24 protein-coding genes are annotated in these 25,689 nt (G+C 71.8%); 14 read left to right on the forward strand and 10 right to left on the reverse strand.

The genetic code is table 11. The annotated features are described in order from the left end of the window. The first annotated feature begins 95 nt into the window (after positions 1-95). Positions 96-1,103 carry a TRAP transporter substrate-binding protein gene (locus AC5JJ1_RS23630; protein WP_495787563.1) on the forward strand — a complete coding sequence of 336 codons (1,008 nt, stop codon included), beginning with the start codon at positions 96-98 and terminating at the stop codon, positions 1,101-1,103. Between the two features lie 3 nt (positions 1,104-1,106). After that, positions 1,107-2,954 (forward strand): TRAP transporter large permease, encoded by a 1,848-nt coding sequence (locus AC5JJ1_RS23635; RefSeq protein ID WP_495787564.1) that lies wholly within the window; start codon positions 1,107-1,109, stop codon positions 2,952-2,954. Here the strand turns inward: AC5JJ1_RS23635 and AC5JJ1_RS23640 are convergent. From AC5JJ1_RS23640 to AC5JJ1_RS23650, 3 genes are all read right to left on the reverse strand, one after another. After that, complete coding sequence (locus AC5JJ1_RS23640) at positions 2,951-3,709, reverse strand: alpha/beta fold hydrolase (protein WP_495787565.1); 759 nt, start codon at positions 3,707-3,709, stop codon at positions 2,951-2,953. The genes AC5JJ1_RS23635 and AC5JJ1_RS23640 overlap by 4 nt on opposite strands. Before the next feature lie 14 nt (positions 3,710-3,723). Beyond that, positions 3,724-4,620, reverse strand: coding sequence for a DMT family transporter (locus AC5JJ1_RS23645; RefSeq protein ID WP_495787566.1), 897 nt, complete (start codon positions 4,618-4,620; stop codon positions 3,724-3,726). 67 nt (positions 4,621-4,687) lie between these two features. Continuing rightward, complete coding sequence (locus AC5JJ1_RS23650) at positions 4,688-5,695, reverse strand: NAD(P)H-quinone oxidoreductase (RefSeq protein ID WP_495787567.1); 1,008 nt, start codon at positions 5,693-5,695, stop codon at positions 4,688-4,690. A 127-nt stretch (positions 5,696-5,822) separates the two neighbouring features. On the opposite strand from AC5JJ1_RS23650, the gene AC5JJ1_RS23655 reads away from it, so the two are divergent. After that, positions 5,823-7,061: an ABC transporter substrate-binding protein gene (locus AC5JJ1_RS23655; RefSeq protein WP_495787568.1), complete on the forward strand. Its 1,239-nt coding sequence runs from the start codon at positions 5,823-5,825 to the stop codon at positions 7,059-7,061. Here the strand turns inward: AC5JJ1_RS23655 and AC5JJ1_RS23660 are convergent. The 6 genes from AC5JJ1_RS23660 to AC5JJ1_RS23685 form a co-directional block, all read right to left on the reverse strand. Further along, on the reverse strand, positions 7,048-8,016 hold the full coding sequence (locus AC5JJ1_RS23660; RefSeq protein WP_495787569.1) for a Bug family tripartite tricarboxylate transporter substrate binding protein: 969 nt from the start codon (positions 8,014-8,016) through the stop codon (positions 7,048-7,050). The genes AC5JJ1_RS23655 and AC5JJ1_RS23660 overlap by 14 nt on opposite strands. 56 nt (positions 8,017-8,072) lie before the next feature. Continuing rightward, complete coding sequence (gene ugpC / locus AC5JJ1_RS23665) at positions 8,073-9,137, reverse strand: sn-glycerol-3-phosphate ABC transporter ATP-binding protein UgpC (protein WP_495787570.1); 1,065 nt, start codon at positions 9,135-9,137, stop codon at positions 8,073-8,075. Further along, positions 9,137-9,970 (reverse strand): sn-glycerol-3-phosphate ABC transporter permease UgpE, encoded by an 834-nt coding sequence (gene ugpE, locus AC5JJ1_RS23670; RefSeq protein WP_495787571.1) that lies wholly within the window; start codon positions 9,968-9,970, stop codon positions 9,137-9,139. The genes ugpC and ugpE overlap by 1 nt, the downstream gene beginning before the upstream one ends. Next, complete coding sequence (gene ugpA, locus AC5JJ1_RS23675; RefSeq protein WP_495787572.1) at positions 9,970-10,848, reverse strand: sn-glycerol-3-phosphate ABC transporter permease UgpA; 879 nt, start codon at positions 10,846-10,848, stop codon at positions 9,970-9,972. Before ugpA ends, ugpE begins: the two co-directional genes overlap by 1 nt. 13 nt (positions 10,849-10,861) lie before the next feature. Next, positions 10,862-12,211: a sn-glycerol-3-phosphate ABC transporter substrate-binding protein UgpB gene (gene ugpB, locus AC5JJ1_RS23680; RefSeq protein ID WP_495787573.1), complete on the reverse strand. Its 1,350-nt coding sequence runs from the start codon at positions 12,209-12,211 to the stop codon at positions 10,862-10,864. 119 nt (positions 12,212-12,330) lie between these two features. After that, a complete protein-coding gene (locus AC5JJ1_RS23685) occupies positions 12,331-13,494 on the reverse strand; it encodes a diaminopropionate ammonia-lyase (RefSeq protein WP_495787574.1) in 1,164 nt (387 codons plus the stop codon). Positions 13,495-13,592: 98 nt separating this feature from the next. On the opposite strand from AC5JJ1_RS23685, the gene denD reads away from it, so the two are divergent. Both denD and AC5JJ1_RS23695 read left to right on the forward strand, forming a co-directional pair. Further along, positions 13,593-14,579, forward strand: a complete 987-nt coding sequence (gene denD / locus AC5JJ1_RS23690; protein WP_495787575.1) for a D-erythronate dehydrogenase — start codon at positions 13,593-13,595, stop codon at positions 14,577-14,579. A 3-nt stretch (positions 14,580-14,582) separates the two neighbouring features. Beyond that, positions 14,583-14,975: a RidA family protein gene (locus AC5JJ1_RS23695; protein ID WP_495787576.1), complete on the forward strand. Its 393-nt coding sequence runs from the start codon at positions 14,583-14,585 to the stop codon at positions 14,973-14,975. A gap of 17 nt (positions 14,976-14,992) precedes the next feature. Here AC5JJ1_RS23695 and AC5JJ1_RS23700 read toward each other — a convergent pair whose 3' ends face one another. Further along, the gene (locus tag AC5JJ1_RS23700; protein ID WP_495787577.1) at positions 14,993-15,439 is read right to left on the reverse strand and encodes an acyl-CoA thioesterase; all 447 of its coding nucleotides are present in this window, start codon (positions 15,437-15,439) and stop codon (positions 14,993-14,995) included. Positions 15,440-15,699: 260 nt separating this feature from the next. On the opposite strand from AC5JJ1_RS23700, the gene AC5JJ1_RS23705 reads away from it, so the two are divergent. The 9 genes from AC5JJ1_RS23705 to AC5JJ1_RS23745 all read left to right on the forward strand — a co-directional run bounded on the left by AC5JJ1_RS23705 (position 15,700) and on the right by AC5JJ1_RS23745 (position 25,671). Then, the gene (locus AC5JJ1_RS23705) at positions 15,700-16,368 is read left to right on the forward strand and encodes a GntR family transcriptional regulator (RefSeq protein WP_495787578.1); all 669 of its coding nucleotides are present in this window, start codon (positions 15,700-15,702) and stop codon (positions 16,366-16,368) included. 63 nt (positions 16,369-16,431) lie between these two features. After that, entirely contained in the window at positions 16,432-18,003 is a 1,572-nt protein-coding gene (locus AC5JJ1_RS23710) for a gamma-glutamyltransferase (protein WP_495787579.1), read from the forward strand. 106 nt (positions 18,004-18,109) lie between these two features. Beyond that, entirely contained in the window at positions 18,110-19,099 is a 990-nt protein-coding gene (locus tag AC5JJ1_RS23715; protein WP_495787580.1) for a Bug family tripartite tricarboxylate transporter substrate binding protein, read from the forward strand. 62 nt (positions 19,100-19,161) lie between these two features. Then, positions 19,162-20,241 carry a pyrimidine utilization protein A gene (gene rutA / locus AC5JJ1_RS23720; protein WP_495787581.1) on the forward strand — a complete coding sequence of 360 codons (1,080 nt, stop codon included), beginning with the start codon at positions 19,162-19,164 and terminating at the stop codon, positions 20,239-20,241. 48 nt (positions 20,242-20,289) lie between these two features. Next, positions 20,290-21,684, forward strand: a complete 1,395-nt coding sequence (locus tag AC5JJ1_RS23725; RefSeq protein WP_495787582.1) for an amidase — start codon at positions 20,290-20,292, stop codon at positions 21,682-21,684. A 37-nt stretch (positions 21,685-21,721) separates the two neighbouring features. After that, positions 21,722-22,606 (forward strand): fumarylacetoacetate hydrolase family protein, encoded by an 885-nt coding sequence (locus tag AC5JJ1_RS23730; RefSeq protein ID WP_495787583.1) that lies wholly within the window; start codon positions 21,722-21,724, stop codon positions 22,604-22,606. Further along, entirely contained in the window at positions 22,603-23,580 is a 978-nt protein-coding gene (locus tag AC5JJ1_RS23735; RefSeq protein WP_495787584.1) for a Bug family tripartite tricarboxylate transporter substrate binding protein, read from the forward strand. The genes AC5JJ1_RS23730 and AC5JJ1_RS23735 overlap by 4 nt, the downstream gene beginning before the upstream one ends. Before the next feature lie 55 nt (positions 23,581-23,635). After that, the gene (locus tag AC5JJ1_RS23740; RefSeq protein ID WP_495787585.1) at positions 23,636-24,175 is read left to right on the forward strand and encodes a SixA phosphatase family protein; all 540 of its coding nucleotides are present in this window, start codon (positions 23,636-23,638) and stop codon (positions 24,173-24,175) included. 26 nt (positions 24,176-24,201) lie between these two features. Then, positions 24,202-25,671: a CYTH and CHAD domain-containing protein gene (locus AC5JJ1_RS23745; RefSeq protein WP_495787586.1), complete on the forward strand. Its 1,470-nt coding sequence runs from the start codon at positions 24,202-24,204 to the stop codon at positions 25,669-25,671. The last annotated feature ends 18 nt before the right edge of the window (positions 25,672-25,689 follow it).

A 25,689-nucleotide genomic window follows, 5' to 3' on the forward strand; every position in this document is an offset into this window, starting at 1 on the left:
GTTGCCGGGGAAAATACCGCCTCCACGCCCCCGGCGACATGGCCTATGAGCGGAGCGAAGCACAGCTCCGGCCGAGACCGGAACGGAGGGAACAGATGGTCCTCATCAATCGCCGCGCCCTGCTGGCCGCCGGAGCGCTCGCCGCCCCCGCCATCCGCCTGCGCCCCGCCCATGCTGCCGAGTTCAGCTTCAAATACGCGAACAACCTGCCGCTCACCCATCCGCTGAACCAGCGCGCCAAGGAGGCGGCGGAGGCGATCGCCCGCGAGACCGGCGGCAGGGTCGAAATTCAGATCTTCCCCAACAACCAGCTGGGCTCAGACACCGACATGTTGAGCCAGGTGCGGTCGGGCGCAATCGAGTTCTTCACCCTTTCGGGGCTCATCCTCTCGACGCTGGTGCCGGCGGCCTCGATCAACGGCGTCGGCTTCGCCTTTTCCAACTACGCCTCGGTGTGGAAGGCGATGGACGGCGCGCTCGGCGCCCATGTGCGGGCGCAGATCGTGAAGTCCGGCCTCGTCGTCATGGACAAGATCTGGGACAACGGCTTCCGCCAGATCACCTCCTCCTCCAAGCCGATCACGACGCCGGACGACCTGCGCAACTTCAAGATCCGCGTGCCGGTGAGCCCGCTCTGGACCTCGCTCTTCCAGGCCTTCGGCTCGGCGCCGACCAGCATCAATTTCGCCGAAGTCTATTCGGCGCTGCAGACCAAGGTGGTGGACGGGCAGGAGAACCCGCTCGCCATCATCTCGACCGCCAAGCTCTACGAGGTGCAGAAATTCTGCGCCCTGACGAACCACATGTGGGACGGGTTCTGGATGCTCGGCAATCGCCGCGCCTGGGCGGCGCTGCCGGCCGATGCGCAGGCCGCGGTGGCGAAGCACTGGAATGCCGCGGCGCTGGCCGAGCGCGGCGACGTTGCGGCGCTCAATGCCGGGCTGCAGGCGGAGCTGACGAAGCAGGGCCTCACCTTCAATACCGTCGATCCCACGCCCTTCCGCGAGGCGCTGAGGAAGGCTGGCTTCTACACGCAGTGGAAGCAGCGCTATGGCGAGGAGGCCTGGGGCATCCTCGAGCAGGATCTCGGCAAGCTGACCTGAGCCATGGCGGATATCGGCCTGGTGGAGCGGCGGCCGCCGGGCAGGGTCGAAGCCCTGCTCGGCGGCGCGCTGGAGCTGACCGCCGCGGGGCTGGTGGCGGTGGAGACCGTGCTGCTGCTGGCCGGCATCGTCGCGCGCTACGTCTTCCACAGCTCGCTCGTCTGGTCTGACGAGCTGGCCTCGGTGCTTTTCCTCTGGCTGGCGATGCTGGGGGCCGTGGTCGCCTTCCGCCGCGCCGAGCACATGCGGATGACGGCGCTGGTCGCCATGGCCCCGGCGCCGCTGCGCGGCTTCCTCGAGGCTACGGCCGTCGCGGCTCCGATCCTCTTCCTGCTGCTGCTGCTCCACCCGGCCTATGACTATGCGGTGGAGGAGAGCTTCATCACCACGCCGGCGATGGAGATCCCGGGGAGCTGGCGGGCCTCGGCCCTGCCGGTCGGCCTGCTGCTGATGCTGGTGGTGGCGCTGGTGCGCCTGCCGCGCGTCGCCGGCTGGGGGCGGGCGCTGGCGGCGCTCGGCGCGGTCGGGCTGGTGGCGGCGGGGTTCTGGTGGGCGGGGCCGGCCTTCAGGCCGCTCGGCACCCTCAACCTCGTCATCTTTTTCGTCGGGCTGGTGGCGGCGACGGTGCTGGCGGGCGTGCCGATCGCTTTCTGCTTCGGCCTCGCCACCTTCGGCTACCTGGCGCTGACGACGCGCGTGCCAATCATGGTGGTGGTCGGGCGGATGGATGAGGGGATGTCGCATCTCATCCTGCTCGCCGTGCCGCTCTTCATCTTCCTCGGCAGCCTGATCGAGATGACGGGCATGGCCCGCGCCATGATCCGCTTCCTCGCCAACCTGCTCGGCCATGTGCGGGGCGGGCTCTCCTATGTGCTGGTGGGGGCGATGTACCTCGTCTCCGGCATATCGGGGGCGAAGGCGGCCGACATGGCGGCCGTCGCGCCGGTGCTCTTCCCTGAGATGCGCGAGCGCGGGGCGAAGCCGGGGGAGCTCGTCGCCCTGCTCTCGGCGACGGGGGCGCAGACCGAGACGGTGCCGCCCTCCCTCGTGCTCATCACCATTGGCTCGGTGACGGGCGTCTCGATCGGGGCGCTATTCACCGGCGGGCTGCTGCCGGGGGCGCTGCTCGCGGTCGTGCTCTGCGGCGTGGTGTGGTGGCGGCATCGCGGGCAAGCGCTCGCCAGCGCCGCGAGGCCGGGCGCGCGGGAGATCCTGCGGAGCTTCGGCTTCGCCCTGCCGGCCCTCGCCCTGCCCTTCCTGATCCGCGCCGCGGTGGTCGAGGGCGTCGCCACGGCAACCGAGGTGTCGACCATCGGCATCGCCTATGCCTTCCTCGTCGGGCTTGTCTTCTACCGGCAATTCGACTGGGCCCGACTGCGGCCGATGCTGGTGGACACGGCGGCGCTCTCGGGGGCCATCCTGCTCATCATCGGCGCGGCGACGGCGATGGCCTGGGCGCTGACGCAATCCGGCTTCTCCCGCCAGCTCGCCGCTGCGATGGCGGCGCTGCCGGGCGGGCAGGCGGGATTCCTTGCCGTCTCCATCCTCGCCTTCGTCGTGCTGGGCAGCGTGCTGGAGGGCATTCCGGCCATCGTGCTCTTCGGCCCCCTGCTCTTCCCCATCGCGCGCGACATGGGCGTGCATGAGGTGCACTACGCGATGGTGGTGATCCTCTCGATGGGGATCGGGCTCTTCGCCCCGCCCTTCGGCGTCGGCTACTACGCCGCCTGCGCCATCAGCCGCATCGGGCCGGATGAGGGGATGCGGGCGATCTGGGGCTACATGCTGGCGCTGCTGCTCGGCACCGCCGTCATCGCCGCCATCCCCTGGATTTCCATCGGCTTCCTTTAATCGAGGAAGGGGTCGATGAGAGCCAGGAAGCCGGCCGGGTTCTCGGCATGCACCCAATGGCCGACGCCCGCGACGGTGGCGAAGCGGCAGGCCGGAAAGAGCGCCTGGATGCGCGGATGGCTTTCCGGCCGGATGTAGCTCGACCGCTCGCCATTGATGACGAGGGTCGGACCCTCATAGCGGCCGGGAAAGTCGGGGAAGCCTTCGATCACCGGCATGGCCGCGGCGATCTCCTCGAGGCCGAGGCGCCAGCGCGGCGGGTCGTCCTGCATCCGCAGGTTCTGCACGAGGAAGGCGCGGATATTCGGCTCCGGGATGGTGGCGGCCAGCGCCGCATCGGCGTCGCGGCGCGTCAGCCCCGCCTGGAGCGGAATGGCCTGCATCGCCGCGACATAGGGCCGCAGCGCCGGCGGATAGGCGATCGGCGCGATGTCGACGACGACGAGGCGCGAGATGAGACCCGGCTCGGCGAGGGCCAGCGCCATCGCCACCTTGCCGCCCATGGAATGGCCGATGACTGCGGCGGGCCTGGTATCCGTCGCCCGCATCGTCTCCGCCACATCGGCGGCCATGGCCGGATAGTCCATGGCGTCGCTACGGTCGGAGGCGCCATGGTTGCGGAGGTCGAGCGCCAGGACGCGGTGCCGCGCCGCCAGGTGGCGCTGCACCGCGCCCCAGTTCTGCGCCGCGCCGAACAGCCCGTGCAGCAGGATCACGGGCGGGCCGTCGCCTGCTTCGACCAGATTGAGGCGCATCGGCACTTCCTCCCCTACCCTCTCGCGGCCAGCAGCACGCTCGCGGCGATCAGCCCGCCGCCGATCAGGACATCCCATCCCAGCGCCTCGCCAAGCCAGAGGTTCGAAATCAGCACGCCGAGCGCCGGCACCACCAGGAAGCCGACCGAGGCACGGATGCCGGACAGCCGCCGCCCCGCCTCGATGGTCGACCAGGTGCCGATCGGCGCGGCGACGGCGCCGATGAAGGCGGCATGCGGCCAGGCAGGCAGGCCGATGCCGCCGGCCGGCTCGCGCCACAGCGCGAGCGGCAGCAGCAGCAGCGCGGCGATGGCGAAGCACCAGGGCAGCAGCTCCATCACCGGCCGCCGCGGCGGCAGGCGCCGGGTGACGAGGATGGCGACGCTCCAGAACAGGCTCGAGCCCAGCAGCATCAGATAGCCCGGCAGGGCGCCGAGGCCCGCCGTGCCAAGCATCGTCCAAGGTTGCATCAGCACGCCGACGCCGAGGAGGCCGATGGCGACGGCCAGCCATTGCGGCGGCGAGACCCGCTCCCCCAGCACCCACCAAGAGAGCGGGATCAGCCAGAAGACGGTGACATTGGTGAGGATTGCCATCCGCCCGGCCGGAATCCAGGCCAGCGCCGTATGGGTCAGCGCGAAGAAGCCGCCCAGCTGCAGCAGGCCGACCGCCAGGATGCAGGGCAGGTCGCCCCGCGCCGGCCACCTCAGTCGCCGCATCCCGGCGAGCAGCAGCAAGGTGACGGCACCCGCCATGGCGCAGCGGCTGAAGGCGAACCAGAGCGGCGTCGCATGCGCCAGCGCGTCCTTGGTGACGGGCCAGACGCCGCCGAACAGCACCACCGACACGGCGAGGTAGCGGAACCCCTCGAGCGTCGTCGCCCGCGGCGGAGTGTGTGGAGCGCCCGTCAAGACGTTGTCCTGCCCGGCGTCCTGCCGCGGCCCCCGCGACGCCGCGACGCGGTTGCGTGGAGAGTGATCAGTCGGCGACCTTGAGCATGATCTTGCCGATATGCGCGCTGCTCTCCATCAGCGCATGCGCCGCCGCAGCCTCGGCCAGCGGGAAGACCTTGTGGATCGGCGGCGCGACCTTGCCTGCGTCGAGCAGCGGCCAGACCTTCTCGCGCAGCGCCGCCGCGATCTCCGCCTTCTGCGCCGTCGTGCGCGGGCGCATGGTGCTGCCGGTGACGGTGAGGCGCCGGGTCATGATGGGGCGAAGGTCGGCCTTCGCCACCTCGAAGCCGCCAAGGAAGGCGATGATGACGAGGCGCCCGTCCATCGCCAGGCAGCGCAGGTTGCAGTTGAAGTAGTCGGCCCCGACCATGTCGAGCACGACACTGGCGAGCTTCCCGTCCGTCGCGCGCTTCACCTCCTCGACGAAATCCTGCGCGCGGTAGTCGATGGCCTGGTCCGCGCCGAGGTCGAGGCAGGCCTTGCACTTCTCGGCGCTGCCAGCGGTGGCGATCACCCTCGCGCCGAACGCCTTGGCCAGCTGGATGGCGGTGACGCCGATGCCGCTGGTGCCGCCATGGATCAGCGCCGTCTCCCCGGCGGCGAGCCGGCCATGGCCGAAGAGATTGGCCCAGACGGTGAAGAAGGTCTCCGGCAGGGCGGCGGCGCGGATGGCGTCGAACCCCCGGGGCCAGGGCAGGCACTGGCTGGCGGGGGCGACGCAGTATTCCGCATAGGCGCCGCCATTGGTGAGGGCGCAGACGCGGTCGCCCGGCTTCCACTGCGTGACCTCGGCGCCGGCGGCGACCACCTCGCCCGCCGTCTCGAGGCCGATGATCGGGCTGGCGCCGGGCGGCGGCGGGTATTCGCCCTTGCGCTGGGCGACGTCGGGGCGGTTCACGCCCGTGGCCAGGACGCGGATCAGCACCTCGTCGGGCCGCGGCCCGGGGACGGGCGCGGTGCCGGGCACCAGCACCTCGGGCGGGCCGCCTTCGCCATGGGCAATCACGGTCATCGTCGAGGGCAGCGTGGCCATGGCGGTCTCTCCCAGAGTTGCGGGGAGGTTCCGCGCGGGGGCGCATCGCGTCAAGCCGCGGGGTCTTGCCAGGACGGGTGAGCATGCGATGAATCCGCCGCCGCGCATCCGTCGCGGGAGGATGCCGATGTCGAGGATCGCCCGTCGCCCGCTGCTCGGCGGGATCGCTGGCCTGGCCGCGCCGTGCTTGGGCCGGGCGCAGGGCATCGCGACGGCCCATGAGCTGAGGTTGGGGGCGCTCTTCCCCTTCTCCGGCAGCCTGGCCCTGCTCGGCGACGAGAGCTTCCGCGGCCTCGAACTGGCGGCGGAGGAGCGGAACGCGGCCGGCGGGCTGCTGGCGCGGCCGATCCGGCTGGTGAAGGGCGATGCGGCCGGGGCGGAGCAGGCGGTTGCAGAACTGCGGCGGTTGCAGGGAGCCGAGAAGGTGGCGGCCGGCTTCGGCACCTATGCCTCGCATCTCGGATTCGCCGCGAGCCAGGCGGCGGAGCTGCAGGGCTTTCCCTTCTTCGAGCTCGGTGCCATTGCCGATCCGATCACGGAGCGCGGCTTCCGCACGCTGTTCCGGCTCTGCCCGCGGGCCAGCGACTTCGCGCGCGACTCGGTCGCCGTCATCCCGGACATGCTGGCCGCGGCCTGGTCGACGCCGGCCGAGGCGCTGCGCATCGCCATCCTCCACGAGGAGGGGCTCTACGGCCAGGCGGTGGGCGGGGCGCAGGAGGCGCAGCTCAGGGCGCGCGGGCTGAACCAGGTGGAGCGCATCGGCTATGCGGCGCGGAGCGTCGACCTCTCGCCGCTGCTGCAGCGGCTGCGCGCGGTCGGCGCCGATGTGGTGCTGCATACCGGCTACCAGAACGACATCGTGCTCTTCTACCGGGGCATGAAGGAGGCGGGCTGGCGGCCGCGCATGGTGATCGGCGCGGGCGCCGGCTACAGCCTGACGGATACGGCGCGCTCGGTCGGGCCGGACTTCGACGGCACGCTCGATGTCGACTTCCCGCAGCTCGCGGTGAACGAGGCGGCGGCACCGGGCGTGCAGGGCTTCGCCGAGCTGTACAAGCGCCGCTACGGCAGCGACCCGCGCTCCGGCCATTCGCTGGCGAATTACGTCGGCGCGCGGCTGGTGCTGGAGGCGATGCAGCGGGCGGCCGCGCTCGACCGCGACAAGCTCCGCGCGACGCTGCTGGCGACCGACGTGGCGGAGGGCGGGACGCCGAATGGCTGGGGCGCGCGCTTCGACGAGAAGGGCCAAAACCTCAGAGCCCGGCCGCTGCTCTCACAGTGGCAGGGCGGGAGGCTGGTGACGGTCGCGCCGGCCGAGGCAGCCGTGGCTGCGCTGCGGCCGGTAATGGGCGCTACTCCACCTTGATCCCCGCCTCTTGGATGATCGCCTCCCACTTGGCGATCTCCTCCATCAGCCAGCGCCTCGCCGTCTGCGGCGTGGTGTCGTGGCGGACGAGCATGGTGAGGTCGGTCAGGCGGCGCTGGACACTCTCCTGCGCCGCCGCCTTGTTGAAGGCCGCGTTGATCGCCTGCACGACCGGCTCCGGCGTGCCGGCCGGGGCGAAGACCATGTGCCAGGTGTAGCTCTCGGCATTGGCGATGCCGGCCTCGGCGAAGGTCGGGATCTCCGGCGCCTGGGCCAGGCGCTCGGCCGAGGAGATGCCGAGGGCCCGGGCATCGCCGCGCCGCGCATAGGGCAGGCCGCCGGCCGCGACATCCATGAACATCGCCAGCCGCCCGGAGAGCAGGTCCGGCATGCCCGCCGCCGAGCCGCGATAGGGGATGTGGCTGACCTTGAGGTTGCCGGCGCGCTTCAGCAGCAGCTCGGTCGCCAGGTGCACCGCGCCGCCGACGCCGCTGCTGCCGTAGTCGTACTCGCCGGGCTTGCTGCGGAAGAGGGCGACGGCCTCCTGCAGCGTCTTCACCGGCAGGTCGTTGTTCACCAGCAGGATCATCGGGATGACGCCGAGCAGCGCCACCGGCTGGAAATCGGCGACCGGGTCGAAGGCGAGCCGCGGGAAGAGCGGCCGCAGCACGGAATGGGCGATGGTGCTGTAGAGCAGCGTGTGCCCGTCTTTCGGCGCAGTCGCCACCGCCTCCGTGCCGACCACCACCCCGGCGCCGGTGCGGTTCTCGACGACGACACGCTGCGGCAGCATCTTCGACACCTCCTCGGCGAAGAGGCGGGCGGGGATGTCGGTCGGTCCGCCGGCGGAGAAGGGGACGATCAGCCGGATCGGCTGGTTGGGCCAGGCCAGCTGCGCCCGCGCCGAGGCGGCGGGCAGGATGGCGGCGGCGGCAAGTAGGCTGCGGCGGTGCATGAAGGGGCCTCCCGGTCGGCTTCGATGCCGTTGCGGGTGATCTTGGCCCCCGGGGCCTAGGGGTCAAGCCGCCTGCCGGTCTCGCCATCGAAGACGTGCAGCGCCGCCGCGGGGAGGGCGACGGGCAGGCTCGGCGCGTCCGGCGCGGGGCCGGCCAGCTTCACCACGAGGGCCTCGCCGCCCGGCAGCCGGCCATGCAGCACCGTCTCGGAGCCGAGCGGCTCCACCAGGTCGAGGGGCAGCGGCATGCCGCCCTCCGCCAGTTCCACATGCTCCGGCCGGATGCCGATGGTGAGCGGCCGCCCCTCCCCGCCCGGGCGCAGCCCGTCGGCGAAGCGCAGCACCGGGCCCGCCTTCAGCGCAACGGCCTGGCCGCCCTCGGCGAGGCTGCCCTCGAGGAAGTTCATCGCCGGGCTGCCGATGAAGCCGGCGACATAGGTATCGGCCGGCCGGGCCCAGATTTCCATCGGGGTCGCGATCTGCGCCGCATGGCCCGCATGCATGACGACGAGACGATCGCCGAGCGTCATCGCCTCGGTCTGGTCGTGGGTGACGAAGAGGGAGGTGACGCCGAGCCGGCGCTGCAGGCGCCTGATCTCGGCCCGCATCTGCACGCGCAGCTTGGCGTCGAGGTTGGAGAGCGGCTCGTCGAAGAGGAAGAGCTTCGGCTCCCGCACGATGGCGCGGCCCATGGCGACGCGCTGGCGCTGGCCGCCGGAGAGCTGGCGTGGGCGGCGGCTCAGCAGCGCCTCGATGCCGAGGAGGCCGGCGGCCTCGGCGACGCGGCGGGCGATCTCGGGCTTCGGCAGGCCGCGGATCTTGAGGCCATAGGCCATGTTCTGCTCGACCGTCATATGCGGGTAGAGCGCGTAGTTCTGGAAGACCATGGCGATGTCGCGCTCGGCCGGCTCCAGCCCCGTCACCTCCCGCCCCGCGATCGTGATGCTGCCGGCGGTCGCCGTCTCGAGCCCGGCCACGATCCGCAGCAGGGTGGACTTGCCGCAGCCCGAGGCGCCGACGATGACGATCATCTCGCCATCCTCGACGGAGAGGTCGATGCCGTGCAGGACGTGGGTGGTGCCGAAGGACTTCCGGAGGCCGGAGACGTCGAGGCTCGCCATTACTTCTCGGTCTCCGTCAGGCCCTTCAGGAACCAGCGCTGCATGAGGATGACGACGGCAACCGGCGGCAGCAGCGCCAGCACCGCCATCGCCATGATGACGTTCCACTCGTTCTGCGCGTCGCCGGTGCCGATCATCTTGGCAAGGCCCACAACGATGGTCTCGAGGCTGCGGTCGTTCACCACCAGCAGCGGCCAGAGATACTGGTTCCAGCCATAGATGAACAGGATGACGAAGAGCGCCGCGATGTTCGTCACCGAGAGCGGCAGCAGAATGTCGCGGAAGAAGCGCATCGGCCCGGCGCCGTCCATCTTGGCGGCCTCGACATACTCCTCCGGGATGGTGAGGAAGAACTGCCGGAACAGCAGCGTCGCCGTCGCCGAGGCGATGAGCGGGATGGTGAGGCCGGCCATGGAGTTGAACAGGTCCATGCTGACGATGACCTGGTAGGTCGGGATGATGCGCACCTCGACCGGCAGCATCAGCGTCATGAAGATGGTCCAGAAGGCCACCATCCGCCCGGGGAAGCGGAAGAAGACGACCGCATAGGCCGAGAGCAGCGAGATGGCGATCTTCCCCACCGCGATGCAGAGCGCCATGATCGTGCTGTTCAGCATCATCCGCCAGGCGGGCGAGACGGTGAAGCGGCCGGCACCGCCGCTGATCCAGGCGGAGGCGTAGTTCTCGGCCGCATCGCTCCCCGGCAGCAGGGGGACGTCGCCCCGGCCGATGGTCGAGGCGTCATGCGTCGAGCCGATCAGGGTGATGTAGATCGGCGTGGCGAAGACCAGCACCCCGAGCAGCAGCCAGAGGTGGGGCCAGCTGCGCCGCATCAGTAGTGCACCTTGCGCTCGATGAAGCGGAATTGCACCGCCGTCAGCGCGATGACGAGGACCATCAGGATCACCGATTGGGCGGAGGAACTGCCGAGGTTCACGTTCTGCACGCCCTCGACATAGACCTTGTAGATCAGCGTCTCGGTCGCCTTGCCGGGGCCGCCGCCGGTGAGCGCATGGATGACACCGAAGGTGTCGAAGAAGGCGTAGACCAGGTTCACGACCAGAAGGAAGAAGGCGGTCGGCGAGAGCAGCGGCAGGATGATGGTCCAGAAGCGCCGCACCGGCCTGGCGCCGTCGATCGCCGCCGCCTCCAGCACGCTGCGCGGGATGGATTGCAGCCCGGCGAGGAAGAAGATGAAATTGTAGCTCACCTGCTTCCAGGCCGCGGCGATGATGACGAGCAGCATCGCCTGGTCGCCGTTCAGCTTGTAGTCCCAGGCGATGCCGGCCTGGTTCAGTGCCCGCCCGATCAGCCCGATCGAGGGGTGGAAGAGGAAAAGCCAAAGCACGGCGGCGACGGCCGGAGCCACGGCATAGGGCCAGATCAGCAGCGTGCGGTAGAGGTTGGCGCCGCGGATGGACTTGTCCGCCTGCACCGCGAGGAACAGCGCGGTGCCCATGGCGAGCACCGCGACGGAGGTCGAGAAGATCAGCGTGTTGAAGGCCGCGCCGCGCCATTCCGGCTGCGCCAGGACCTCGGTGAAGTTCCGCAGCCCGACGAATTCGGACCGCGTGCCCCAGGGATCCTCCTGCAGCAGGGACTGCCAGATGGCGGCCCCTGCCGGCCAGAGGAAGAAGATGGCGGTGATGATCAGCTGCGGCGCGAGCAGCAGCAGCGGCAGCGCCGTGCCCGTGAATGTCGTCTTGCGCACGGCGAGCCCCTGATCAGCCGCGGTTCTGCCGCTCGAAATTCCGCAGCACCGCGTTGCCGCGCTGCACCATCGCCTCCAGCGCCAGCTGCCCGTTATGCTGGCCCTGGAAGGCCTTCTCCATCTCCTCCTGGATGATGTTGCGGATCTCGACATAGCCGCCGAGGCGGATGCCGCGGGTATTGGGCCCGGTCTCGCCGCCGCGCAGCAGCTGCTCGATGGGCACGTCGGAGCCGGGGTTCTTGTCGTAGAAGCCGGTGGACTTCGCCACCTGGTAGCTGGCGCGGCGCACCGGCACGTAGCCGGTCTCCATATGCCACTTCGCGTCGATCTCGGGCTGGCTGAGATAGCGGTAGAACTCGGCCACGCCCTTCCACTCGGCGGCGCTGCGCCCGCCCTGTGGGCCGCGGTTCAGCGCCCAGAAGCTGGCGCCGCCGATGATGCTGTTGCGCGGCGCGCCGGCGACGTCGCCGTAATAGGGCAGCATGGCGGTGCCCCACTCATAGCGCGCCTCGCGCAGGATGCGGCTGCGCAGGCCGGAGGAGGCCATGGCGATGCTGACCTCGCCCGCCGGGAAGAGCGCATCCGGCGCGCCGTCGCGGCCGCCATACTTCACCAGGCCGTCCTTCTGCCAGGCGATGAGGTTGTTCATGTGGCGGACCATCAGCGGGTTGTTCACCTGCATGGTGGCGCCGAGTCCGTCGAAGCCGTTGCCGAGGCTAGCCAGCGGGATGTTGTGGATGGAGGAGACCTGCTCCACCTGGGTCCAGGCCGGCCAGGAGAAGGTCATCGGGTTGGCGCTGCCGCCGGCCTTGAGCTTCTTGAGGGCCTCGGCCAGCTCCTCCCAGGTCTTGGGCGGCGCATCGGGGTTCAGCCCGGCGCGCTTGAAGTGGTCCTTGTTGTAGAACATCACGGCGGTGGAGCTGTTGAAGGGCATGCTCATCTGCCGCCCGTCGGAGGCCTGGTAGTAGCCGCGCACTGCCGGCAGGTAGTCGTTGAAGTCGATGGTCACGCCGGATTCGGACAGCAGCTCATGGACCGGCTTCACCGCGCGGCCCGCGGACATCATCGTGCCCGTGCCGACCTCGAACATCTGCACCACATGCGGCGCCGTGTTCGCGCGGAAGGCGGCGATCGCCGCCACCATCGTCTCCGGATAGGAGCCGCGGAAGGAGGGCACCACCTTCACGCCGGATTGCGAGGCGTTGAAGCCCGCCACGACCTCCTCGAGCTGCCCGCCCAGCGGCTGGGCCAGGCCGTGCCAGAACTGGATCTCGACCGGCGCCTGGGCGGCGGCGGGGCGGGTGCGGGTGGCGGCAATGGCCGCAGCGGCTAGGCTGGCCTTGGTCAGGGAACGGCGCCTCATGATTGCTATCTCTCCCAAAACGATCTCGTTGCCTGCGGCCGCCGGTTAGCGGCGCCAGGTTGCGGCTCCGTGCCAGTACCGTGACAGATAGATGAAGCCCGCGTGGCGCGGCAAGCCGGTCAGGCCGTCAGCCTGGCGTAAAGCTCCGGGTCGGTCGCCGCTTCGGTGCCGAAGAGGAGGATGCGGCTCGCCTCGGTGAGGCCGAGCGCGGTGCGGGCGAAGGGCTCCCGCGCCGCCAGCAGCAGCCCGGCGAGGCCGGCGACGCCGCTCTCGCCGGCGACCAGGGCCGGCTGGCGGCGGGCGAGGAGGCGCATGCAGTCGACGGCGCTGGCATCGGGGATGGCCATGAAGGCGAAGCCGGCCCGCTCCAGCTCCTGCCAGGCGAGCAGGCTCGGCTCGCCGCAGGCGAGGCCGGCCATCAGCGTATCGAGATCGCCCTCGACGGCGATGGGCTCGCCCGCCTCGGCGCTGGCCATGAGGCAGGCGGCCCGCTCAGGCTCGACGACGACGATGCGGGGCCCCTCCAGCCCGTAGCGCGCGCGCATCTGCACCGAGACGGCGGCGGCGAGCCCGCCGACGCCGCCCTGGATGAAGACATGGGTGGGCGCGGCCGGGATCGCCTCCGCCGCCTCCTCCGCCATCAGGCGGTAGCCCTGCATCACGTCGCGGGGAACCTCCGTATAGCCGGCATAGGAGGTGTCGGACACGACGAACCAGCCACGGTCCTTCGCCTCGCGCTGGGCAGCGCGGACGGCATCGTCATAGGTACCGGGGACGACGCGGATCTCGGCGCCGTAGCGGGCGATGGCGTCGCGGCGGCCCTGGCTCACCCCCTGATGGACGAAGATGACGCAGGCGGCACCGAAGCGCTGCGCGCCCCAGGCGACGCTGCGGCCATGGTTGCCGTCGGTGGCGCAGGTGACGGTGATGGCGCGCGTCGCCTCGCCATGGGCGCCCGCCGCCAGCTCGGCGGCGGTCGCGGCATTGGCGACGCCCCGCCGGGCGAGCTCCGCCTGCAGCAGCTTCATCACCGCATAGGCCCCGCCCAGCGCCTTGAAGCTGCCGAGGTCGAAGCGGCCGCCCTCGTCCTTCCAGTGCACGGCGCCGAGGCGGGCGGCCTGGGCCACGTCCTCCAGCGCGACCAGCGGGGTCGGGGCATAGCCGTCCCAGCCGGTGATCTCGTCCCGTGCCCGGCGGAAGCCGCCCTCGGGCAGCACGACGACGCCCGGGGTGCCGAGATGGCGGTTGAGGATCAGGCGGAAGGGGCGGTTCGGGATGCTCATGGCGCGGTTATCGCGCGGGGCAAGGCTGCCCGCCAATGGCGGCTTGCGCCCAGGGAGGGGCGGCGCGACATCTATTGGCGCAAGATCGGGAGAGCGCCATGCAGATCACCATCCTGGGCGGGGGCGGCTTCCTCGGCCGAAAGCTGGCGGCGCGGCTGGCCCGCGAGGGCAAGCTCGGCGGCCAGGCGATCTCGGGCCTCACCTTGTTCGACCTGCAGGCGCCGCCCGGCCTCGAGGCCCCCTTCCCCGTCCGCTGCCTCGGCGGCGACGTGGCGGACCCGGCGCAGGTTGCCGCCGCCATCCCGGAGGGGACGCGGGTGGTGGTGCACCTGGCCGCCGTGGTCTCGGCCCAGGCAGAGGCGGATTACGAGCTCGGGATGCGGGTGAACCTGCACGGCACGCTGGCGGTGATCGAGGCCTGCCGTCGGCTGGCGGCTCCGCCGCGGGTGGTCTTCACCTCCTCCGTCGCCAGCTTCGGCGGCGGGCAGGAGGCCCGGCTGGAGGACGATGCCCGCCAGCTCCCGGGCAACAGCTACGGCGCGGAGAAGGCGGCGGCGGAGCTGCTGCTGCAGGACGCCTCGCGGCGCGGCATGCTCGATGCCGTCAGCATCCGCCTGCCGACGGTGATCGTGCGGCCGGGCCGGCCGAACAAGGCGGCCTCGTCCTTCGTTTCGGCCATCCTGCGCGAGCCGCTGCTCGGGCTTCCGACCGAGCTGCCGGTGCCGGAGGATTTCGCCGTCTGGATCTGCTCGCCGCGGCGCGCGATCGAATGGTTCCTGCATGCGATGACGATGGACACGGCGCCGCTCGGCCTCGACCGCGGCATCAACCCGCCGGGGCGGAGCGCCACCGTCGGTAAGATGCTGAGCGCGCTCGAGAGCGTCGCCGGGCCGAAGGCGCGGGCGCTGGTGAAGCCCATGCCCGACCCGGCGATCGAGGCCATCGTCGGCGGCTGGCCGGCCAGCTTCACGGCGGAGCGGGCGCGGCGGCTGCTCGGCTTCTCGGAGCAAGAGTCGCTCGAGCAGATCATCCAGGGCTTCATCGAGGACGACCTTGCCGCCACCCGGGCCGAGCGGGGGCTCTGAGCCATGCTGGAGGTCGCCCGCTTCCTGCTGCCGGATGCGCCGGAGCGGGTCGCGCCCTTCAGCCATGCGGTGAGGGCGGGCGATTTCCTCTTCGTCACCGGGCAGATGCCGACCCTGCCCGGCGGCGGCCATCGCAAGGTCGGGGGCGGGATCGAGCAGCAGACGCGGCAAGTGATCGAGAACCTGAAGGCCGTGCTCTCCGGCTGCGGCGCCGCCTGGGAGCGGACGGTCTTCGCCCGGGTCTACCTGACCGAGTTCGAGCGCGACTATGCGGCGATGAACGCGGTCTGGGAATCGAGCTTCGCGCCCGGCGGGCTTCCCGGCCGGACCTGCGTCGGCGTCACGGCGCTCGCCCTCGGCGCGCTGGTGGAGATCGACCTGGTGGCGGCGCTGTAGCGGCCCCAAGGGCGACGCTAGCCCTCCTCCACCGCGCCCTGCCCGACCATCGCCGCGCGCATCGCCGGCGGGATCGCCGCCTTCTCGCCGCTGCCATGGCGCACCAGGACTAGCACGGCGCGGCAGGTGAAGACGAGGCCCTCCTTCCACACCGCATAGTCATGGGTCAGGCTGCTGCGGCGAAGCGCCGCCGGCCGCATGGTGACGGCCACCGCATCGTCGAAGGCGAGCGGGCGGAGGTAGCGGACCTCCATCTGCGCGACGACCGGCCCCACCTCGCCGGGCGCGAACCGGCCGCCGAGCGAGAGCCAGTGCGAAACGCGAAGGTCCTCGCAGAGCGCCAGATAGGCGGTGTTGTTGGCATGGGCATACTGGTCGCATTCCGACCAGCGGATTCGGTGGCGCCGGACCATGGCCCAATGCCCTTCGATGCCGAATTCCGCGCGCTCCGCATCCTCGACCATGGGTCCCTCCCTGGCCAGAGACTGCCACGGTACGGCCGGGTTGGGCAGCAGGCGGCGGATTGGTGTTATTTTGCAACAAAATCGCGCCGAATGCGGGAACGATCCGCGTGCGACCTTCACAAAACTAGGGGTTGAAATTAAACTTCAGTTCTTCGCGATTTAACGGGGTTCAGCAAGTGGCTGTTCGTGACCAACGGGCGCGGGACGATGCGCCCGAAAGCTTGGTCGTTGCCCTGACTGAACCCCGGCGCCTGTCCCCCGTGCAGCCGCGCACGATGGTGGAGCAGGCGGCGGAGGCCATCGTCGCGGCGGCTGCCCGCGGCTTGTTCCTGCCGGGCGACCGCCTGGTCGAGGCGGAGATCGCGCGCGACCTCGGCATCAGCCGCGTCCCCGTCCGCGAGGCGCTCCGCCTGCTGGAAAGCCAGGGCATCGTCGTCAGCACCCCCTACAAGGGGATGCGGCTGATGCAGGTGACGAATGCCGGCGTCGCCGCCTTGATGCGGGTGCGCCTCGCCCTCGAATCGCTTGCGGTGCGCGAGGCGCTGCGCCGGCCGGGCGGCGCCGAGCGCTTCGCCGGGCTGGGTGCCGCGGCCACCGCCTACCGGCAGGCCGCGCAACTCGGCGATCCGGCGCTGATCGTGCTGGCCGACGGCGAGTTCCATGCCGAGCTTTGCCGCATCTCCGGCAACGAGCCGCTGCTCGCCCTGTGGCAGAGCCTGGCGCGCCAGCTCGCGGTGATCTGGGGCCTCGCCCAGCAGGGCAAGATGCGGGAAGGACCCGGGGCGGAGCATGGCGCGCTGATCGCCGCCCTCGCCGCAGGGGATGAGGCAGCGGCGCTCGCCGTGCTCGAAGCCCATGTGAACTGGAACCTCGGCTTCGACTTCGAGGCGGTGATCGAGGAGCGGCGGCGGCCTCCGGCCGGGCTTTAGGGGATTGCCGCATCCTTCCTGCGGCGGGACGATGGCGGCGCCTTGAGCGCCGGAGCTGCCGCCATGACGGATGCCTTCCCCCTCCCCGATCACCACAGCCAGAACTGGTCCTTGCGCAAGCCGGCCGCGAGCGGCGCCGGGGGCATCGTTGTCTCCCAGGTGAAGGTCGCGGCTGAGGCGGGGGCCGCCATGCTGCGCGCCGGCGGCACCGCGGCCGATGCCGCCGTGGCCGCGGCCTTCGCCCTCGCCACGCTCGAGCCCTGGAACAGCGGCCTGGGCGGCATCGGCTTCGCCCAGGTGATGAAGCCCGGCATGGCGCCGGCCGAGACGGTCGATTTCGGCCCGGTCGCGCCGGCAGGGCTCGACGCCTCCGCCTTCCCGCTGACGGGGCGGATCAAGCAGGACCTCTTCTCCTGGCCGGAGGTCGAGGGGGACCGCAACATCCACGGCCCGCTCTCCTTCGTCATCCCCTCCGCCGTCGCCGGCTATGCGCTGCTGCATGAGCGGCACGGCCGCCTGCCGATCCGCGATGTGCTGGCGCCCGCCGTCGCCCTGGCGAAGCGCGGCCTGCCGGCCGACTGGTACACGACGCTGAAGGTGGCGAGCTCGGCCAGCGTGCTGCGGCTCTATCCCGAGACTGCGCGCATCTACCTGCCGAACGGCCTGCCGCCGACGACGCCCTATCAGGGCGCGCCGGGCTTCTTCCCGCTCGGCAACCTCCCGCCGACGCTGGAGCGGCTGCAGCAGGCCGGCCTCCGCGACTTCTACGAGGGCGAGATCGCGGCGCAGATCATGGCCGATGTGCGGGAGATGGGCGGCCTGCTCTCGACCGGCGACCTCGCCGGCTGCCGGGCGCGGGTGAAGCCGGCCGTCGCGGTGCCCTGGCGCGGGCGGACGCTCATGCTCTCGAACGGGCTGACCGCGGCGCCGACCATGCGCCGCGTGCTGGAGCTGATGGCCGATGTCCCGCTCGGCCCGGAACCCTCCCCCGCCTGGTACGGCCGCTTCGCCCGCGCCATGCAGGCGGCCTATGCCGAGCGGCTGGCCGGCCTCGGCGATGCGGAGCCGGAGGGCGCCGACACCTGCACCACCCACCTCACCGCCTGCGACAAGGACGGGATGATGGTGGCGGTGACGACGACGCTGCTCTCCTCCATGGGCAGCCGCGTCGTGCTGCCGCGCTCCGGCGTGCTGATGAACAACGGCGTCATGTGGTTCGACCCGCAGCCGGGCACGCCGAATGCCATGGCGCCCGGCAAGCGGCCGCTGACCAACATGTCGCCCATCATCCTCGCCTCCGGCGACCAGCCGGAGATCGCGGCCGGCGCCTCGGGCGGGCGGCGCATCCTGGCGGCGGTGCTGCAGCTGCTCTCCTTCGTCGCGGAGTTCGGGATGGAGCCGGAGGCGGCGGCGCATTACCCGCGGATCGACGTGTCCGGGCCGGAGGGCGTGACCGCCGACCGGCGCCTGCCGCCCGAGGTGCTGGCGGCGCTGCCGGGGACGCCGCTCGTCGTCGAGCATGCCGTGCTGCCGCTCAATTTCGCCTGCCCGAACCTGATCCGCCGCGGCCCGGGCGGCGAGGCCACCGGCATCAGCGACGCCATGACGCCCTGGAGCGGCGCCGTCGCGGCATGAGGCTTGCTCTCCTCTGCCGGTGACGGGGGCAAGGGCGGCTAGGCGGATTACCGCTGCGTCATCCTGAGGCAAGCAGCCCTGCCCCTGCCGCAAAGGAGCGCAGAGCATGCAACGCCGACACCTGCTGGCCGCCCTGGGCGGCCTCGCCGCCCCTGCCCTGCTGCCGCGCGCCGGCCTCGCGCAAGGCGGCGCCTGGCCGGGCCGCGGCTCGATCCGCCTCGTCGCGCAGTTCCCGCCGGGCGGGCTGGTCGACACCATCTCCCGCCTGCTCGCGCCGCCGCTCGCCCAGGCGCTCGGCCAGACCGTGGTGGTCGAGAACAAGGCGGGCGCCGGCGGGGTGGTCGGCACCGACTTCGTCGCCAAGGCGCCGGCCGATGGCTACACCTTCCTGGTCAGCCATGCCTCGGTGCATGTCTTCTCGACGGCGACGCTGCCCACCCTGCCCTTCGACCCGGTCGCCGACTTCACCCATCTCGGCATGCTGGTCGAGGCGCCGAACGTGCTGCTGGTGAAGGCGAGCTCGCCCTACCGCACGCTCGACGGGTATCTGGAGGCAGCGCGGAAGGCGCCGGTTCGCTTCGGCTCCTCCGGCATCGGCTCGGCGCCGCACCTGCTCGGGGTGATGCTCGGGGCCGAGGGGCGGGCGCCCAACCTCGACCATGTCCCCTATCGCGGCAGCGCGCCGGCGATGCAGGACCTGCTGGCCGGCTCCATCGAGAGCCTGATCGACCCGATCACCACCAATGTCGCCCTGCTGAGGGACGGCACGCTGCGCTGCCTCGGCGTCTCCTCGCCGCAGCGGCTGGCGCAGATGCCGGACATCCCGACCTTCGCCGAGCAGGGCTACGGCCAGCTGACCTCGAGCCAGTGGCTCGGCCTCTCGGCACCGAAGGGCCTGCCACAGCCCATCGCCGAGCGGGTGACGGCGCTGATCCCGGCCTTGCTCGAGACGCCCGCGCTGCGCACCCGCTGCGAGGAGCTGGTCACGCTGCCGCGCAACCCGCCGCCGCTGGGGGCCGACTTCGTCGCCATCATGCGCGAGAACATCGCCACCTGGACCGGGATCGCCCGCCAGTTCAACATCGTGGCGAGCTGACCCGCGGCCGCTGGCATGGGGATTGCGTGCCCCTCTGCGCACCATCGCAGAGGGGCAGGTCCATGGATATCGGCGTCTTCATCCCGATCAACAACAATGGCTGGCTGATCTCCGCCACCTCGCCGCAATACATGCCGAGCTTCGAGCTCAACAAGCGGGTGGTGCAGATGGCCGAGGGCTACGGCCTCGACTTCGCCCTCTCGATGATCAAGCTGCACGGCTTCGGCGGCTCGACGCAGTTCTGGGACCATGGGCTCGAGAGCTTCACGCTGATGGCGGGGCTCGCCTCCGTCACCTCGCGGATCCGGCTCTATGCCTCGACCGCCGTGCTCACCATCCCGCCCGCCATCGTCGCCCGCATGGCGGTGACGATCGACAGCATCTCGGGCGGGCGCTTCGGGGTGAACATCGTCTCCGGCTGGCACAAGGTGGAGTACAGCCAGATGGGGCTGTGGCCAGGCGATGGGCATTTCGCCAAACGCTACGACTACAGCACGGAATATGTCCGCATCATGAAGGAGCTCTGGGAGACCGGCACAAGCGACCTCAAGGGCGACTACTTCCAGATGGACCAGTGCCGGCTGAGCCCGCCGCCCTCGGTGCCGATCAAGCTCGTCGCCGCCGGGCAGAGCGGCCGCGGGATGGAATTCGCCGCGCAATACTGTGACTTCAACTTCGCCCTCGGCGAGGGAGTCAACGAGCCGCAAAAATGCATCGAGGTGCCGCAGCGCATGCTGCAGGCCGCCGAGAGGACGGGCCGCGATGTCGGCTCCTACATCCTCTACATGGTCATCGCCGACGAGACGGACGAGGCGGCGATGGCGAAGTGGGACCTCTACAACCGTGGCGCCGACCGCGAGGCGCTGGCGCATCTGCTCGGCCATGCCGCGGCCGACGTGAACACGGAATCGACCTCCATGGCGGCGGCGATCCAGCGCTCGCCCTCGCCGATCAATTTCAACATGGGCACGCTGGTCGGCTCCTATGCCAGCGTCGCGCGCATGCTGGACGAGGCGGCGACGATGCCCGGGGTGAAGGGCATCATGCTCACCTTCGACGACTTCCTGGTGGGGATGGAGAATTTCGGCACGCGCATCCAGCCGCTGATGGGGTGCCGCGGCCATGTGAAGCTCGCCGCCTAGCCCTTGGCCTCGGGCAGGTCCAGATTGGGCGCCTGCCCGAGGTGACGCATGACCGAGACCGATCCCGCCCTGATGTCTGCCGAGACCCTGCTTGCGCTTTATGCGCGGCGGGCGCTCAGCCCCGTGGAGGTGCTGAAGGCGGTGATGGAGCGGGTCGCCCGCTACAACCCCTGGGTCAATGCCTTCGCCGCCATGAACCCGCGCGCCCTGCAGGCCGCGGGCGAGAGCGAGGCGCGCTGGATGGCCGGCCGCCCGATGGGGCTGCTGGACGGCGTGCCGGCCACCGTGAAGGACCTGCTGAACCTGTCCGGCTTCCCGACCCGGCGCGGCAGCAAGACCACCGACGCCACGCCGGCGACCGAGGACGCGCCGGCGGTGCTCGGGCTGAAGGCCGCCGGCGCCGTCCTCCTCGGCAAGACGACCACCACGGAATTCGGCTGGAAGACGCCGGGCGACTGCCCCCTGCACGGCATCACCCGCAACCCCTGGAACCGTGAGCGCACGCCAGGCGGCTCCTCCAGCGGCGCCGGGGCGGCGGGGGCGGCCTGTTTCGGCCCGCTGCATATCGGCACCGATGCCGGCGGCTCCATCCGCATCCCGGCCGCCTTCTGCGGCCTGGTCGGGCTGAAGCCGAGCTTCGGCCGCGTGCCGCAATGGCCGCTCGGCGCCTTCGCCAATGTCGCCGTCGCCGGGCCGATGACGCGGACGGTGGGCGACGCGGCGCTCATGCTCTCCGCCCTGGCGGCGCATGACCTGCGCGACCCCTTCAGCCTGCCGGACGCGCCGCGTGACTGGCGGGCGGGCCTCGAGGGCGGCGTCGCCGGGATGCGCATCGGCCTAGTGCGGCGCCTCGGCTTCGAGGCCCCCCTCGATGCGGATGGCGAGGCGGCGCTGCTCGGCGCGGCGCGGATGCTGGTGGAACAGGGCGCCATCGTGGAGGAGGCGGATCCGGCCCTGCCGGATACGCGGGCGATCTTCTCCCGCGTCTGGGGCGTGGCGCTGGCGCGGCTGGTCGCCGGCATCTCGGAGGACCGGCGCGGCGTGCTCGATGCCGGCCTGGTCGAACTCGCCGGGCGCGAGGCGGGGATGAGCGCCGTCGACTTCCTCGGCGCCGAGGCGCTCCGGATCGAGGCGGCGCATGCGGCGGCGCGCTTCCACCAGCGCTTCGACCTGATGCTTTGCCCGGCCACGCCGACCGCCGCCTTCGCCGCCGACCAGCCGACCATCCGCCCGGCCGAGGCGCTGTGGCGCGACTGGGCGCCCTGGACCTTCGCCTTCAACCTCACCCGGCAACCGGCGATCTCGGTGCCGGTCGGGCTCGACGAGCATGGCATGCCGCGCGCGGTGCAGCTCGCCGCCGCGCTCTACCGCGACGACCTGGTGTTGCGCGGTGCCCGGGTGCTGGAGCAGGCGGCGGCGGTACCGCTGGCGCAGCCCGGCTGAGTCTGCTCACCTGGGAGAGAGGGTTGGAGGAAGCGGCATGCGGTTGGTGACCTACAAGCGAGGTGGCTGGGCCGGCGGCAAGGTGGGCGCGCTCCGGGCGGATGGGGCGGTGCTCGACCTGTCGGCGGCGGATGGGCAGGTCTCCTGGGACAACATGCCGGCGCTCATCGCCGGCGGCGAGGGCATGCTGAAGCGCGCCCGGGCCGCCGCCGCGCAGGCGCCGGTGGTGGAGGATGCGGTGCTGCTGGCGCCCATCCCGCGCCCGACCAAGAACATCTTCTGCGTCGGCAAGAACTACCACGAGCATGCCAGGGAGTTCGCCGGCTCGGGCTTCGACGCCACGGCGAAGGAGGTGGTGCCGGAGGCGCCCGTCGTTTTCAGCAAGCCGCCGACCGCCGTGAGCGGACCGGGCGATGCCATTCCCGCCTTCCTCGACCCAACGAACTCGGTCGATTACGAGGGCGAGTTGGCCGTCGTCATCGGCAAGGCGGGGCGCGGCATCCGCGCCGCCGACTGGGCACAGCACGTCTTCGGCTACACCATCGTCAACGACGTCACCGCTCGGACGCTGCAGCACCAGCACCGGCAATGGATCCTCGGCAAGGGGATCGACGGCTTCTGCCCGATGGGTCCCGCCATCCTCACCGCCGACGATGTGCCGGACCCGCGCGCGCTTCGCCTGACCACGCATGTGAATGGCGAGCTGCGGCAGGACGCGTCCGCCGCCGACCTGATCTTCGACATCCCGACCCTGATCGAGACCATCAGCGCCGGCATCACGCTGGAGCCGGGCGACGTCATCGCGACCGGCACGCCGGCCGGCGTCGGCATCGGCTTCCAGCCGCCGCGCTTCCTCAAGAAAGGCGATGTGGTGCGGATCGAGGTGACCGGGATCGGCGTGCTGGAGAACCCGGTCGCATGAGGCGCCGGGCGGTGCTGGCGGGCGGGCTGGCGCTGCCGGCGCTGGCCCATGCCCAGCAGGTCCAGGCGCAGGACTTCCCCGGCCGTCCGGTCACCATGGTCGTCGCCTTCCCGCCCGGCGGCCAGGCGGATGTGGTGGCCCGGCCCGTCGCCGCGGCGCTGGAGCGGCATTGGCGCCAGCCCGTTCCGGTGGTGAACCGCGCCGGCGCGGCGGGCGAGATCGGCAACGCCTTCGTCGCCCGCGCTGCGCCCGACGGGCTGACGCTGCTGATGGCGCTCTCCTCGCTGGCCATCCTGCCCGAGGCGGCGCGGCTCCTCGGACGCAGCCCGGCCTATGAGGTGGAGCAGCTGGCGCCCATCGCCCTCTTCACCGCCGACCCGACCCTGCTGGTGGTGCCGGCCGCCGCGCCCTGGCGGACGCTTGAGGAATTCCTGACCGATGCGAAGGCGCGGCCGGGCCAAATCAGCTATTCCTCCTCGGGCCACTACTCGGCGCTGCATGTGCCGATGGCGATGCTGACCACGGCGGCGGGCATCGACCTGCTGCATGTGCCCTTCCAGGGCGGGGCGCCGGCGCTGACGGCGCTGCTCGGCGGCCAGGTGCAGGCGCTGGCGAGCGGGCCGGGGCCGGTCGCGCCGCATCTGCGCGAGGGGCGGCTGCGGGCCCTTGCCGGCTGGGGCGCGCAAAGGCCCATCGGGATGCCGGAGGTGCCGACGCTGATCGAGCGCGGCTTCCCGGAGGCCGAGTACTACATCTGGGCCGGCGTCTTCGCGCCGGCCGGCACGCCGCCGCCCATCCGCGAGGCGCTGCGCGCGGCCATGGCGGCGGTCGCGGCCGAGCCGGAGACGGGCCGGGCGCTGGCCGCCGGCGGCAATGCGCTCGCCTATCGGGACGGCGCCGGCTTCGAGGAGTTCCTCCGCGCCGACAGCGCCCGGCTGGTGCGGGCGGTGCGGCGGATCGGGCGGGTGGAGTAGCGGGCGCCCTCAAGGGACGGGACAAGCGGCGCGAGCCGTGGCAGGATCGGCGCCGATGCGTCAACTCCTGTTGCTGCGGCACGCGAAGTCTTCCTGGGACGATCCGGGCCTCTCCGACCATGCCCGCCCGCTCAATGCGCGCGGCCGGCGCTCCGCCGCGGCCATGGCCGAGGCCATGCGCGAGCTGGGTCTCTCGCCCGACATCGTGCTGGTCTCCTCGGCCCGCCGCACCCTGCAGACCCTCGAGGCGCTGACGCCCTTCGAGGACGGGGCGCTGGTCGAGCCGATGGATGCGCTCTACCTCGCCCCCTGGCCGCAACTGCTGGACGAGCTGCGGCGGGCGCCGGAGACGGCGCGCAGCCTGCTGCTGATCGGCCACAACCCGGGCCTGCACGAGCTCGCCATGGAGCTCGTGGGGCCGGAGGCGCTGGCCCGCGGCGGGGCGGATGCGCGCCGCCTGGCGGAGGGCTACCCGACCGGAGCGCTCGCCGAGTTCACCATCGCCTCCGCCTGGCGGCAACTCGACCGGGGCGGGGCGCGTCTTGTGCGCTTCCTCGCCCCCCGCGACCTTCCCGCCGCAGAGGTGCCCGCCTGAGCCGCTTCGAGACCCCCGATCCCGCCATGGCCCCCCCGGACGAGGCGATCGCCGTGCCCGGGGCGGAACAGACCGTCACGCTGGAATTCGCGCTCGACCCGGAGGCGGCGCTGCGCCTGCCGCGGCATGGCGCCATCGCCTCCGCCCGGGCCGGCCGCACCAGGAGCCTGGCCGAGGAGCTGATCTGGCTCGACACGGCGGATGGCGCCCTGGCGGCGGAGGGCTTTGCCCTCGAGACCGCTCGCCGCGGTCCGCGCCGCCTTCTGCGCGCCATGCCGGCGCCGAACGCCCCCTGGTGCCCCGGCCAGCCGCCCGAGGAGCTCGAGGTGCCGCCCGACGAGGCTGCCACGCTCGTCCCCATCGCCGCCTTCAGCGGGCGCCGCAGCGTGATGGTCCTTGGCGAGGTGGAGGCAGCGCTGCTGACCGGCAAGCTGCGCGCCGTCGCCGCCGAGATGCCGGTCGCCAGGCTGACCCTGCGCGGCCCGCCGGCGGCCGTGCTGGCCCGCGCCGCGGCGCTCGCCGACCTGCACCCGCTGCCGCCGGTCGCCAGCCTGGCCGAGGAGGGCCGCGCCCTGGCCCGTGGCGAGCCGCCCCGGGCGCGCCGCCGCGGTCCGCCGGTCCTGGCCGGGGCGGCAAGGGTGGAGGAGGCGCTGCTCGCCGCCCTCGGCCATCTGCTGGAGGTGATGCTCGGCCATGCGTCCGGCTGCCGGCTGGGGGCGGGGCCGGAGGGGGTGCACCAGACCCGGGTCGCCCTGCGCCGCCTGCGCTCGGTGCTGAAATCCTTCGGCGCAGCGGCCGCCTGCCCGGAAGTCCGGGAATTCGACCTGGGCCTGCGCAGCCTGGCGACCGCCCTCGGCCCGGCACGGGACTGGGACGTCTTCCTCGCCGGCACAGGGGCGGCCGCCGCGGAGGCGATCGGCGGCGACCGTCGCCTCCTCGCCCTGCTCAAGGCCGGCGAGGCCAAGCGGCAGGAGGCCTATGGCACGCTTCGGCGCATGCTGGACGGCCCGGCCTTCCCGCGGCTGGTGCTGGCCGGGCTCGGGCTGATGCTGCTGCGCCCCTGGCGGGCCGGGCCGCCGGAGCAAGCGGCCCTGCTCGACCAGCCGCTGGCGGAATTCGCCGCCGGCCTGCTCGACAAGCGCTGGCACCGGCTGCGCAAGCGCGGCGAGGACATCGCCGAGCATGGCGCCGAGGCGCTGCACGAGGTCCGGCTGGACGCCAAGCGGCTGCGCTATGCGACGGAGCTCTTCGCCCCGCTCTGGCCGGGCAAGCCGGCGCGCCGCTTCCTCCGACGGCTGGCGGCGCTGCAGGAGGAGCTCGGCCTGGCGAACGACGTGACCGTGGCGCGGGGGCTGGTCGGCTCGCTGGGCGGCGGGGTGCCGGCCTGGGCGGTCGGCGCCGTCGAGGGCTTCGCCGCCGCCCGCACCGGCCGCGCCCGGCGCCACGCGCTGGAAGCCTGGGACGAGCTGCTGGGGGCCGATCCCTTCTGGCGCTGACGGTTTGGCTTGACGTGG

This window comes from Belnapia sp. (genome assembly GCF_059504005.1).